Origin of the sequence: Prochlorococcus sp. MIT 1341 (assembly GCF_034092415.1) — a bacterium.
Classification (GTDB): domain Bacteria; phylum Cyanobacteriota; class Cyanobacteriia; order PCC-6307; family Cyanobiaceae; genus AG-363-P08.
Genome location: NZ_CP139304.1, coordinates 1018827 through 1030978 on the forward strand (window position 1 = coordinate 1018827; position 12152 = coordinate 1030978).

14 protein-coding genes are annotated in these 12152 nt (G+C 40.6%); 7 read left to right on the forward strand and 7 right to left on the reverse strand.

Translation table 11 applies throughout. The features are described from left to right. Positions 1–278 precede the first annotated feature (278 nt). From SOI84_RS05210 to SOI84_RS05220, 3 genes are all read left to right on the forward strand, one after another. Positions 279–566 carry a DUF2973 domain-containing protein gene (locus SOI84_RS05210; protein WP_320673514.1) on the forward strand — a complete coding sequence of 96 codons (288 nt, stop codon included), beginning with the start codon at positions 279–281 and terminating at the stop codon, positions 564–566. Between the two features lie 63 nt (positions 567–629). After that, the gene (locus SOI84_RS05215) at positions 630–1013 is read left to right on the forward strand and encodes a hypothetical protein (RefSeq protein WP_320673515.1); all 384 of its coding nucleotides are present in this window, start codon (positions 630–632) and stop codon (positions 1011–1013) included. Between the two features lie 128 nt (positions 1014–1141). Continuing rightward, positions 1142–1288, forward strand: a complete 147-nt coding sequence (locus SOI84_RS05220) for a chlorophyll a/b-binding protein (protein WP_320673516.1) — start codon at positions 1142–1144, stop codon at positions 1286–1288. Between the two features lie 69 nt (positions 1289–1357). On the opposite strand, the gene SOI84_RS05225 is transcribed toward SOI84_RS05220, so the two are convergent. Then, a complete protein-coding gene (locus SOI84_RS05225; protein WP_320673517.1) occupies positions 1358–1501 on the reverse strand; it encodes a hypothetical protein in 144 nt (47 codons plus the stop codon). A 65-nt stretch (positions 1502–1566) separates the two neighbouring features. Between SOI84_RS05225 and xseA the strand changes: the two genes are divergently transcribed. Continuing rightward, a complete protein-coding gene (xseA, locus tag SOI84_RS05230; protein WP_320673518.1) occupies positions 1567–2721 on the forward strand; it encodes an exodeoxyribonuclease VII large subunit in 1155 nt (384 codons plus the stop codon). Beyond that, entirely contained in the window at positions 2722–3048 is a 327-nt protein-coding gene (gene xseB / locus SOI84_RS05235) for an exodeoxyribonuclease VII small subunit (RefSeq protein WP_320673519.1), read from the forward strand. Between the two features lie 25 nt (positions 3049–3073). Here xseB and SOI84_RS05240 read toward each other — a convergent pair whose 3' ends face one another. The 6 genes from SOI84_RS05240 to SOI84_RS05265 all read right to left on the reverse strand — a co-directional run bounded on the left by SOI84_RS05240 (position 3074) and on the right by SOI84_RS05265 (position 9411). After that, the gene (locus tag SOI84_RS05240) at positions 3074–3427 is read right to left on the reverse strand and encodes a hypothetical protein (protein WP_320673520.1); all 354 of its coding nucleotides are present in this window, start codon (positions 3425–3427) and stop codon (positions 3074–3076) included. A 141-nt stretch (positions 3428–3568) separates the two neighbouring features. Next, on the reverse strand, positions 3569–4492 hold the full coding sequence (locus SOI84_RS05245) for a YihY/virulence factor BrkB family protein (RefSeq protein ID WP_320675368.1): 924 nt from the start codon (positions 4490–4492) through the stop codon (positions 3569–3571). A 155-nt stretch (positions 4493–4647) separates the two neighbouring features. Next, the gene (locus SOI84_RS05250; RefSeq protein ID WP_320675369.1) at positions 4648–5448 is read right to left on the reverse strand and encodes an inositol monophosphatase family protein; all 801 of its coding nucleotides are present in this window, start codon (positions 5446–5448) and stop codon (positions 4648–4650) included. 14 nt (positions 5449–5462) lie between these two features. Next, positions 5463–7109 carry a TolC family protein gene (locus tag SOI84_RS05255; RefSeq protein WP_320673521.1) on the reverse strand — a complete coding sequence of 549 codons (1647 nt, stop codon included), beginning with the start codon at positions 7107–7109 and terminating at the stop codon, positions 5463–5465. A gap of 39 nt (positions 7110–7148) precedes the next feature. Next, the gene (locus tag SOI84_RS05260) at positions 7149–8531 is read right to left on the reverse strand and encodes a TIGR03279 family radical SAM protein (RefSeq protein WP_320673523.1); all 1383 of its coding nucleotides are present in this window, start codon (positions 8529–8531) and stop codon (positions 7149–7151) included. 28 nt (positions 8532–8559) lie between these two features. Further along, positions 8560–9411 carry an undecaprenyl-diphosphate phosphatase gene (locus SOI84_RS05265; RefSeq protein ID WP_320673524.1) on the reverse strand — a complete coding sequence of 284 codons (852 nt, stop codon included), beginning with the start codon at positions 9409–9411 and terminating at the stop codon, positions 8560–8562. Positions 9412–9640: 229 nt separating this feature from the next. Here SOI84_RS05265 and SOI84_RS05270 point away from each other — a divergent pair, with 229 nt between their 5' ends. Together SOI84_RS05270 and nadB are read left to right on the forward strand one after the other, a co-directional pair. Then, on the forward strand, positions 9641–10318 hold the full coding sequence (locus SOI84_RS05270) for a DUF3120 domain-containing protein (RefSeq protein ID WP_320673525.1): 678 nt from the start codon (positions 9641–9643) through the stop codon (positions 10316–10318). Positions 10319–10478: 160 nt separating this feature from the next. Continuing rightward, positions 10479–12146, forward strand: coding sequence for an L-aspartate oxidase (gene nadB, locus SOI84_RS05275; protein ID WP_320673526.1), 1668 nt, complete (start codon positions 10479–10481; stop codon positions 12144–12146). Positions 12147–12152 lie beyond the last annotated feature (6 nt).

The following is a 12152-nucleotide window of genomic DNA, read 5'->3' on the forward strand; positions in this document are numbered from 1 at the left end:
TGAAGGGGTTAGCAGGCATAGCAAAATCAACAAAAAAAGCCTTGCAACCTATTTTAGGAATGATCGGACAGGTTTAATAGCAAAAAATCAGAAAAGCCGAGTGAAATGACTGAAGAATGAGAATTGAAATCTCAAGATCAGCTTAAGCGGTCTAACATCAATTAATTGTTGTGACAAATCTCTCAGTGACAAAAAGCACTCCTTTCACAAGCTGATTCCGATCAACAGGTTTAAGAAACCCTTATTACAGCTTTCATCCCATAGACAGGTAAAGCATCTTGAACTCACTCTTTTTCTTCCTCTATGCCAGCGTCTTCCTAATCGTTTTATGGCAAGCATTCAATGTGATTAGGAAAGGACATTCCGCCGCACAACAGATCAATAATCAAAGATTTGGCGGTACCAGAAAAAATTTGAATCAAGACAGAACAGGCAAATTAACTGTTCACCCAGAAATTCTGGACAAGAAAGGACGTATTACTGATGAGGAGCTTCTCACGGTACGTTTCTCAAGCGATAATGAGCAACCACCTTCTACTTCGTCCGAAGAAACCTCGGCTGAATAAATTAGGAGGTGAAAGGAAAGTGTCTCCTAAGACACGCTAATAGGAACTGAAGGGGGAAACCTGGTGGAACAAAGAACGCGAATCGTTGCTGCAGTGCTCAAATCATTGAAATTGCCACCGCGTTTTCGACTGCGTCTTTTAAAAGAAGACCCAGTCAGACTCGAACTAAGTCTTACACCCGCATACGGCAAGAAGCCTGTGCAGGTGGGACTTGTTGAATCCTTAGATCTAGTTGCGAGACGTGACCGAGAGGGAAGAATTCCTAGAGACCTTCAAGGCACATGGGATTGGACAGTAAGGCATGGTGATGTCAGCACAGGAGGATGGAATCCACTATTAAAGGAAGCCCTGCAAACTATGTTTGAGACTGGGCTCCCTGCGATCATCTATGAAGAACTAACCGGAGAGACCTACCACCCCGTTGATGGAACAAAGCACGTGCGCTAATGCTTTCACAAAAGACTCAAAAAATTATTTCAATGCTGAGCACCTGAAAAATCTCATAAATTGACTGCAATCCATTTAGGATTGCCTCATCAATCAATTCCCTTGGTGAAATTCAGAGGTTATTCTTCATGTCAGAGCAAACAGATCAAAGATTTGGCTTCGTTAATTTCGCAGAAACCTGGAATGGTCGTCTAGCGATGCTGGGAATATTGATTGGTCTGGCGACAGAAATACTTACTGGACAAGGAATTTTAGGCCAAATCGGCTTAGGCTAATGAAGTAGAGAGCCAATCTGCATGTCAAAATTTCACAAGACTTTTGAATTAAACCTCAAAGGATTAATTTCAAAGAAGGCAATAATTAATAATTGAGGGATCTGTCACTACCTTGGCTCCTCTTTTCGCCAATAACAAGCGTGATGCAGCAAGAATGCTGAGCTTTGCTATTTCTGTCTTAACCATCACAGCACACCAAATCCAAAACTCCATTGGGTTATTTTGTACTTTATTAATAGGTTTATTATGCCTTTATTGGATAGTGGCTTATAGAAACCTTGATAAATGAATCGATACCGCGGTTTTCAATCCGTGAATTAAATGCTTCTATTGGCAACCTTCTTGAGAGAGGGTTTGCCCCTAGATTCCTCTTAGATGCAACTGTTTCAAAACCACAAATAAAAAAAGGTCATCTTTGGTTAACTCTTACCGATGGAGAAGCAAGTATTGGCTCTGTCGTTTGGTCATCCCGTCTTAATCAACTCAATTACAAACCTAATGATGGGGATGGAGTAACAGTCATAGGAAAACTTAATTTTTGGACAACAAGAGCCACATTAAACGTACAGATCCTTGATATTCGGCCAAATCTATCAACTGTTCTACGTCAATTCGAGATCGTTAGAGACCTTCTTCTTCGAGATGGTGTAATAAATGAAGCTACGAAAAAATCTCTACCTAAGTATCCAAGAGCAATAGCGATTCTTACGAGCGCACCAAGCTCTGCACTTGCAGACATGATCAAAACTGCTTCTGATCGATGGCCTATTAGTAAATTATTTATTATTCCAATACCAGTGCAAGGGAACGTTTCTCTAAAAATCCAGCAAACTCTCTCTCTTTTAATAAATCAATTTCAAAGGCTTGAGATTGATGCCCTCGTCATTGCAAGAGGAGGAGGAAGTAGAGAAGATCTAATCGTATTTGACGACGAAAATCTTTGTAGAGCTATTGCTAAACTCCCTATCCCAATCATCACTGGCATAGGGCATGAAGATGATATTACCGTTGCAGATTTGGTAGCAGATTTGAGGGCCTCAACTCCAACTGCAGCAATAGTTTCATTACTTCCAAATAGAGAAAATGCCAAAAGAGAACTCAAACATATTAAACAAAATATAAATGAAAATTTAAATTGGATAATCAAAAAGGAACACCGCACATTGCAAGAACTAAATGAAAGCCTTAATACTTACTCCCCGCAAAATATTTTTCAGCAAAGGCGTATTCATTTAAAGGAAAAAGCAAAGCTACTAGAAGCACACTCCCCAGAAAAATGGCTAAGCAGAGGGTTCTGTATTGTCCAAAATCACCTAGGCAAAAGTATACTTACTATTACAGATATTTCAATTCCAGAAAAACTAACCATTAAGGTCAGCGATGGTCAGATCATTGCTTCAACGGAATCAGTTGCTAAAAAGAAGAAACTCTAAATGTCAAAGCAACCTTTGAATTCAAACAAAAACAAAACTGCCCGGATTCCAAAAGGCAAAGATTCCAATTCAAAAGTGCCTACAAAGACAAGGGAAGATGCATTATCGAGACTCAAAAAAACAATAGAGTCACTTCCTTATGAGGAATCACTAACAAAGTTAGAGGTCATTCTGGATGAACTTAAGAATGACAATATGCCAATTGAGGAAGTGCAGAAATCTTACCTAGAAGCCAAGGTTTACCTTGAACATTGCGAGACTCTATTAACTAAGTTAGAGCAATCAGTTTGTCAACTAGATTTAGAAGGTGGTGGCGAAGAAATCTAGCTTGAAAGAACAAGAAAAGTGATTATTACTCGCTCTCAACATCTTCTGCCGTTATATCAATAGTTGCAGAACTTGCAGGGATAGAGCTCGATCCTGAAGAATTAGCATCATTGACATCTGCGTCTCGAAAACTAGACGACCCACAAATGGGGCACTGCACCGACTTGCTAAATATTCGATTTCCACACCCTTGGCATGTAACGATATTGGATTGAAGAATTTTCCAACCAACCCAGCCAATTCCGCCAAGTAAAACAGGTATTGCCAAACTCAATACCATTAGTCCACCGACCAAATCAAGCAAGACCCTCCCAGCAGCCGTCGGCAACAGCAATAGGAAGGCTAAAGCGATCCATAAAAATGCATTGGATCTTTGCATTTCAAAAATAATCCCGGATTTTGAAATAACTATTGGTAAACCTCATTTTAAATAATAAAAAATAGATTTTAAGATTACTATTAAAAAAGAGTAATTTAGCAATCTTAAGCGAGAAATCTAGGGAAAAATGATTTACTAATCTTATAGATTCTTCACTTCTAAACCAGTACTCCGTCTCCTTGACATGCTTGCGAGGACAATACTCCAACATTGTCCATAGTAAATAATTACACCAATCATCCAAACCCAAAGCGTTAAAACAAGAACACCACCAATGAAGCCATATGCCTGAAAACGGGACCCAAGAGAGAAAATACTTCGACTAACTGCTGAATTTAAAATAGTCAATAAAGTCCCAATCAATAAAGCTCCAGGGACTAGTGGCCTCAAAGGGACTCGCCGACTTGGCAAGAAAAGTTGCATTAACAATGCCATAAAGGAAAGGCCCAAAAGTGGGATAACAAACTGTCCAACCTCCAGAACAGGGAATCTAGATAAAAGGTCTGCAACCCAAGGTGAACTCCGAGTTAAATCATCTAAAACAACCCCTGGCAAATTACGTAGATTGGTACTTATTTGGTCCACAACTAGTAATAGACCTACAACGACGACGACTAAAAAGGCCTCTAAACGAGCTCGTAAGAATCTAAAAGCCTTAATCCTCAATGGATATGGTGAATCTGGGGCCGGCAAAAAGTCTTCCCATAAACGATCCGTTCCGCGCTGCAAAGTTAAATAAGCATTACCTGAAGTAATCACAAGAAAAACGGCACCCAACAGGCCTGCTCCAAAGCCCTGATTCACAAGCTTGACCAAAGTTGAATCCACCAAGCCCACAACTGAAGCCGGCAAAGCCTGCGCCGCAAAATTAATAATCTGCTGATCTAGACCACTTTGGCGACCTAAAAACCAAGAGGCGACTGAAAGCGAAATCAATAAAATAGGAAAGAATGACTGGAGGGTGTAATAGGCAAAAGCAGCACTGAGATCGACGCAGTCACATCTTGTCCATTTTTCATAAGCTCGCCATAAGCTTCCTATCAACCACCTAAGCTGCCTTTGCAATCGAAATACCACCTTACGCAAAAATATTTCTAAATAGAACAGTAGCTACAAGTAGATGTGATAACTAGTGCTCATAACTCAAGAAAAATTTTTATCAATAACTGCGCAACTATTAAAACTTTTTTCAAAAATGAACGCCCAATTCCTAAAACTGTTTAACCCATTAAAGCCTTCCCCCAAGGAAGAAGGCTTTGCAACTCTTTAGACGAGGAGGCCGTCAACAAAGGGAAGTCAACTGACGTCAAATTTTGTCCCGGAAGCAGCTGAGAAGGGTCGGAATCCAACCAAACTATCGGGCACATCAGCTCTGAAAGAATCAACCAAGCAGAAGCAATGTCCCAAATTTTTGGAGTAGCTTCTAAAGCTGCAATAGTCTGTCCAATCGCAACACTCACCATATTTAAACTGGAAACTCCTAAGAGTCGAATCTTCCCAGGGAAAGGATGATCAGCTCTCTGTTGCAGAACACGAATAGATCTACTGCACAATGAAACACACTCACTGTGTTTCGAAAAACGAGTTTCAACAGTAAGTGGTTCGCCATTCAACCAAACCCCCTTCCCCCGAATAGCGACAATTCTCTGCTTAAGAACAGGCAAATCCAAAAAAGCTGATTGAGGTTTCCCTTCTACAAAACGAGCAACCGATATTGCCCAGTGAGGTATACCTGCTGCGAAATTCGTAGTCCCATCCAAAGGATCAACCACCCAAAAGGCCTTAGAGATGGGGACAGATTTAGAGCCTTCCTCACTAAGCACCTCTTCGCCCTGAGCTATTCGCGCTAGGCCTTTAACTAGGGTCTCATCACTCCATTGGTCACATTCAGTAATTAATGTCCCGTCAGGTTTTAAGTCAGTAAGAACGTTGCCAAAATCTTTGCATTGCTGATGAGAAACTTCATCCAAGAGTTGATGAAGTTGAGAAACCTGGGAGGAGCTAAGTGAGTCAGTCAAAATTTTTTCACTCGTTTTTAAAGGCTACTCAAAACCGCCTCGCAAAGACCATTAATAATTGAAGGGAGTGGTTTGTCAGCTCTCTTCTTTCCATCTTTTTGGTTAGGCAAAGATAAATTATATTCTTCACAAGACATTGTCTGATCCAAACCAGTACGTCGTCTTAACTGAGCAAGACTAGTGTTATAGGAAGAAATTGCATCTGCATAATTAATTTCAGCCTGTCGTAAATCTCTCTGATTCTCAAGCACCTCTCTTTGGTTTGAAACACCAGAATTAAACCTTAATCTAGCCAAACGTAACACTTCTCTTTGCGCAATTATCTCATCTCTAGTGGATGAAACAGCATCTTTAGCAGCAATAAGGCTAAAGTAGCTCTCTTCAACTTGTTGTCTAATTTTATTCCTTTCTAATATAAAATTAATCTCTTTCTCCCTAGCACGTTGTTTATTTAAGCGATAAAGAGATTTTGCACTTCCGCCATCAAAGATCTTCCAAGTTGCTGTCAATCCGATTGTATTGGTCGATGTCCATGAATAATCTTTTTCACTAGGTTCAGAAACATTTAACTGGCCCTGTGTCCTTGAAGCATTATATGTATTTACCAAGCTCAGGACTGGCTGCGCGGCAGCCAATGCCTCATTAGCTTTGCTATTGTCGATGGATATCTCTAAAAGATATTTATCTAATTCCTCACGAAATGAATAAGCAGAAACAATACTTTCTTCAAGAGATGTTTGCCATATACCTATTGGTGTAAGGGGGGTAGAAGCAATAGGGATGACATTTTGTGGAAGATTTATCAATTCAGCAAGAGATCTTCGAGCAATCTCCTGATCTCGTAAAGCATTTTTTAATAACCTATTATCTCTTGCGAGCTGTGTTTTTGCCTCAAGAGTCTCAAATTTACTAGCCAAACCTGCATCAAAACGTGCATTAGCATCCTTCTGGCTTAACAAAGAAGCTTTTAAAGATTTCTTTCCAACAAGAACACCTTGATCTGCACGTTGAAGCTCAAAGAACTTAATTGAAGCTTGCAAACGTACATCTCGTAAAGAAATCAGATAAGTCTCTCTAGACCTCTCAAAACTATCTCTTGCAGAAGCAATTTGAGGAACCCGCGCAGGGTCAACAATATTCCATTTTACCTTGGCTGTGAAATCAGTTTTCCATTGACTGCTTCTTGTATTCGGGGAAGTTGAATAATCAGGATTTCTGTATGAATCAGCCATTAGATATTGCGGTAAACCGTTAGCAGTCAAATCAACACTTGGGTACCAAGAAGCAATTGCAGATCGAAGTTTGGAACGCTCTTGTTCAATTTGAATTGATGCTGCTTTAAGAGAAGGATTATTTAATTCCACTAATTTCTCTACTTCTACAAGTGTTAATGGACGAAACTCCTTAACCTTCAGCTCATTTGGGTCTTCTGGCAGAAAAAGTGAACTAGATCTACTAACAGACTTTTGTTTAACCATCAAAAAATCTAAATGCAACATCCTTGTCGCATTCTGACTTAGACCATTACTAGCCAAAGATGAGTATGCAGAAGTAACAGAAACTACTTCTGACAAAGCCTGATCAAGGATCTTCGCTCTAACAGAATTGAATCCTGTAGTTAGAACGCCTGCAAGCAAAAAATTTCTTGCGTGTATCCAGCGCACAGTAAACGTAAAACTTTTAGAAGCTTAGGAAGTGAGGTGTCATTCTTCTATTAAAGCAGCCACGATGTCAGCCGCTCCATTCACAATCCGAATAGGGACTCTTAAGGAAGTCCTAAGGTTATCCAAAGTCATATCATCCAAAAAGATAGCTTCGTCTTGACGCAAGGTAATTGAGGGCAATAAAAGTTGATCTCCTAAATCCTGTTCTCCCAAGCCTTCCAAAAGATCCGCACCTGTTAATAAACCAGTTACAACTTGTTTCTGCCCCCAATATGAACTTGGCAACCCATGCAAATTAAGCTGCAAGCCTGATATCTCATTCAGCCTAGAACACACAGGAGCAAGTGCTTCAAGAACAAGACTCCCAACTACCCAACTACATTTCTTAGGTTTTTCTAATGACTTAGGAAGATTGGCTGTGACCTGTTCAAGGTCTTCCAAAAAAGACCTTATGCTTCCAACTCCATTCTCTTGTTGAGGGTAATCCTCATAACTAGCTCGTGGCGGAAGGTCCTCACCTGCAATCAGATACCACTCGTCAGAAAGCCAAGCAAAACGTGTTCCAAGTTGAGAATTGAACACACTCTGAAGTTTCTCAACCTGTTTTATAACCTTTAAGGCACAACAACGATCTACAGGGGTCAACTCATCACCACTAGGTCGAAAACGCGTTAACCCAACAGGAACTACAGCCGCTGAAAGTACTGCTGGCCAATCACCTATGGCAAACATCGCCAAGTCTGACAATGTTTTCTCTAAGGCCTCTCCATCATTCAAGCCTGGGCAAACAACAATCTGTGCATGAATTTGAAGATTACGCTTATCAAACCAAGACAATTGCTCCATAAAAAGGCCTGCCCGGGGGTTTTTGAGAAGCCTTGCCCTTAAGAGAGAGTCTGTGGCATGTACAGAAACATAAAGAGGGGAAAGACGCTGGTCTTCAATTCGCTGCCAATCTGAATCCAAAAGATTTGTAAGTGTCAAATAAGACCCGTATAGAAAGCTCAAGCGATAATCATCATCCTTGAGGTATAAAGTCTCACGTTTCCCTGGCGGTTGTTGATCAATAAAACAAAAGGGACATTGATTATTACACTGTCTCAATCCATCAAATAATGACTCAGTAAAAGCAATCCCAAGAGATTCATCTAAGTCTTTCTCTATCTCAATTTCATGAAATTCACCTGCTAAAGATATTACCTCAACATGCAATTCTTCATTAACAATTAAAAATTGATAGTCAATTAAATCTCGCGGACGAATTCCATTGATACTTATAAGTTTATCTCCAACTTCAAAACCTATTTCCTCTCCAATAGAATCCTTCTCCACAAATTGAATTTCAGCAGGAGTTGGCTGCCTTAATTGTGACTCATTGGCATTGCGGTCTGTCCCAATGCCTATAAATGACTCATCCCACACTTTTGAAAAGAGATTGTTCTGAATTTGATTAAAAACTCGCCCAGGAAGCAAGTAATGCTATCCCAAAAAACATTCTATAACCTACAAAAATCCAAGTGCTATGACTTTGGAGATACTTCAACAGCCATCTAATTGAAAGCCATGAAATAAAAGCAGCACTACCCATGCCAACTAGCAAAGGTAGAAGCTCTGAAACACTAGAGCCTTGCAAAACATCCTTAACTTCAACAAGACCAGCCATTGTTATCGCTGGGATTCCTAGTAAAAAAGAGAATCTTGCCGCATCCCTACGTTCCCACCCATTAAGCAATGCTGTTGACAAAGTAACTCCGGAACGAGAAACACCTGGAATTAAAGCCATTATTTGACTAAAGCCAACGATCAAGCCATCAACCGCCTTTACCTCCTTCAAGCTTTTGTGCCTATGGCCTTTTCGTTCAGCAAAAGCCAAAAACAGTGCCATTAAAATGGAAACCAGACCAATTGAAGGGGTACTTCTAAAGAATGAATCTTCATAGCCCTTCCAAAAAAATTTGATTAAACCTCCGCAAAACAATATTGGAATAGTTCCCCAAAATATAGAAATTCCCAACCTGGCATCTGGATGATTCCATTGCCCATTCAAAAGTCCCATCAAAATGCCTTTCAAGACTTTGTTTAAATCCCTTCTGAAGTAGGCAAAAACCGCGAAGATACTTCCCAATTGGAGAACAGCCGTAACTGTGACTCCAGGATCAGGCCATCCAAGAGCAACTGGAACAACTTTCAAGTGAGCTGTGCTACTGATTGGCAAAAACTCTGTAATGCCCTGAATAACCCCAAGTAACAAATACCTCCAAGAGAGCTCGAGAAGTCCAGGGGAAGTCGATATGTCAGTCATAGCAAGGTTAGTTTAATCTTAAAAGGATTCGTTCAGTTGCTAATTGATACCTAGATTCCATGAAAAGAAGCTGAGTAATATAAGGTTCATTGGGTTTTATCTATCTCGAGGAACTGTTTTGTCTAGTAGTTCAAGCAAAACAAGCTTCCTAAATCAGAAAAATCTCTTCATAAGACAACCTCTGAATACCATCCAAGCTAGACCCTCGCCAGAAGTACCAAAGACAATTTTGTCTAACCCCGGCACTTTAAAGTTCTGGACAAGTGCAATGGTTGTGTTGCCAGTACTTATTCAAGCTCCTTGGGTTCGATTTAGTCCCATCTCGGCATGCCTTTTTAGTTTTGTAATTCTGGGTCTTGGGGTTGGGCTTATACAAAGAGATAAAGAGAGATGGACCAATGCAGGATCTCTAATAATTGGGGTGAGCGGAAGTTGGTTGGGAGGATGCCTTTTCTGGGGGTGGTTTAGAGCATATCCCTTATGGCATCTACCGATAGAAGCGATTGCTCTACCAATAGCCTTATGGGGGTTAACCTCTCACTGGAAATTGGGCTCAAGCTTTTATATTTCATGCCTAGTAGGCACAGCCTTTACAGACATTTCAATAGTTCTCACTGGGGTCATGGATAAATGGCCAGCAGTTGTCAACGCAAATCTCTCCGAAGCGTCTCTTTTGCTTAGTGAGACTGCTGATCAACTCCTTCTCCCTAAACCACTTTGCTCATTAGCTCTTATTGGAATAGTGATACTGGCCTTATCAAATGCTATGGAACGTCAGGCAAAAGTAAGCTCACAAAACCAAGACACCTGGTTAGTGGCTAGTGCAGCATTAAAAACAACTCTCTGGATAGATGGCCTTTTTCTCCTTACCGCTTTAATACAACCTGGACTAAGTGGATTGATCTGACACGACTAAAGATTAGAAACTTAAAAAATCTTGTTAAGCATTAGTATGAGCATTGTTAGCCTAATGAATTGAGCAGTTTGAAATAACTTCAAAAGCCTTCTAAAAATAAGAAGGTAATCATGGCTCCATTAATTGAAACTGGGTTTTTTACAAGTTGCGAATGCTTTCAGCACAACCCAATTCAATACCTTGCGAACATTGGGATGTGGTGGTGGTAGGTGCTGGTGCAGCAGGCCTAATGACATGCCTAGAACTACCAAGGAACTTAAAAGTTCTCTTACTTAATCGGAACACTAGTAGCCGTTCTTCAAGCAGATGGGCCCAAGGAGGGATCTCTGCCGTAACACGACCTGAAGACAGCATCGAAAGCCATGCTGAAGACACTCTCAAGGCAGGCAGAGGACTCTGCGATATTGATGCAGTCAATCTTCTAGTCAAAGAAGCTCCTAACTGTGTCAAAAGGCTGCAAAAGCTTGGGATGGTCTTTGACCATGATCAACAAGGTCTTTCAACAACTCTTGAGGCTGCACATAGCTTCAAGAGAGTTCTACATGTAAAAGACAGAACTGGTAGGGCCCTAATTGACGTTTTAAGAGATCGTGTTGAAGAGCGTGCGAACCTTTTTCATAAGAGAGGAGTGCGAGTGACCCAATTATGGGTCGAAAACAATCGATGCTGCGGTGTTCAAGTCTTAGAGGGAGAAATGCTTCATTGGATAGCAGCCAGAGCAGTTGTACTCGCCACCGGTGGTGGTGGGCATTTATTTGCCAATACAACTAATCCTGCTCAAGCTTGTGGAGAGGGGTTAGTTCTCGCCTGGGAAGCAAATGCATCTATTGAAGATCTTGAGTTTATACAATTTCATCCAACAGCTCTCAAGCTCGAGGGAGCTCCTTGCTTCTTGATTACAGAAGCCCTTCGCGGAGAAGGTGCTGTTTTGGTTGATAGTTATGGGAAAAGTCCTGTAGCAGATCTAGAACAACATGATTTAGCCCCAAGAGATCAAGTTAGTCGAGCATTATTCAACTCTATGCAGGAGCAAAATATTGATTATGTCGAATTAAACCTAAGAAATATTCCTCCTAAAATCATTGCAAATAGATTCCCAACGATCCTAAGTCGTTGTAGAGAGTTTGGCATTGACCCTCTCAAAAAACCCATTCCTGTTGCACCTGCAGCTCATTACTGGATGGGTGGGGTAGCAACAAATTTAAATGCTGAAACATCACTTCCAGGACTTTATGCAGTAGGCGAGGTTGCATGCACTGGCCTACATGGTGCTAATCGATTGGCCAGCAACTCATTAATGGAATGCCTAGTTTTCGCTAGACAACTTTCCTCAATCGAATTACCTCCTTTTAGAAAAACCTTGTCCCAAAAACCTATAACCAAAAATATAAATCCTAAGAAAGACTTATATTTCAATGCCAATACTGATTGGTTAATCAAATCAATCACAAACCTTCGAAGACTTTGCTGGGAGAAAGCAGGTGTAAGCCGAGAAGAAAAAAGCATGAAAAAGGCTCTAGATATAATTGAAACAGAAATAAATCAACTCAAAAACCAAGCAGCATTGGACTTTTTACGCGAGCAAGAGAAAGATGTCCATACAATACTTGATGAGAATTCACGCAGGAATCTAAATCTTCTTTTAGATCTTAGAAATAGGCAAAAAGCCAGTTTTTTATTGCTAAAAGCAAGTTTATTCAGGAAAGAAAGCCGAGGGGGTCATTTTCGAACCGACTCTCCTAAGGCACTTCCACAATGGCAATGCCATAGCTCTCAAAAGAAAGGTAAAATTATCACCACAAGACCTTTAAGAGATTAAAAATAT

Coding starts and splice junctions, on each gene's coding strand:
- SOI84_RS05220 (WP_320673516.1), top strand. CDS start 1,142: ATGTCAGAGCAAACAGATCAAAGATTTGGCTTCGTTAATTTCGCAGAA.
- SOI84_RS05225 (WP_320673517.1), bottom strand. CDS start 1,501: ATGGAGTTTTGGATTTGGTGTGCTGTGATGGTTAAGACAGAAATAGCA.
- xseB (WP_320673519.1), top strand. CDS start 2,722: ATGTCAAAGCAACCTTTGAATTCAAACAAAAACAAAACTGCCCGGATT.
- SOI84_RS05240 (WP_320673520.1), bottom strand. CDS start 3,427: ATGCAAAGATCCAATGCATTTTTATGGATCGCTTTAGCCTTCCTATTG.
- SOI84_RS05265 (WP_320673524.1), bottom strand. CDS start 9,411: ATGACTGACATATCGACTTCCCCTGGACTTCTCGAGCTCTCTTGGAGG.
- nadB (WP_320673526.1), top strand. CDS start 10,479: ATGCTTTCAGCACAACCCAATTCAATACCTTGCGAACATTGGGATGTG.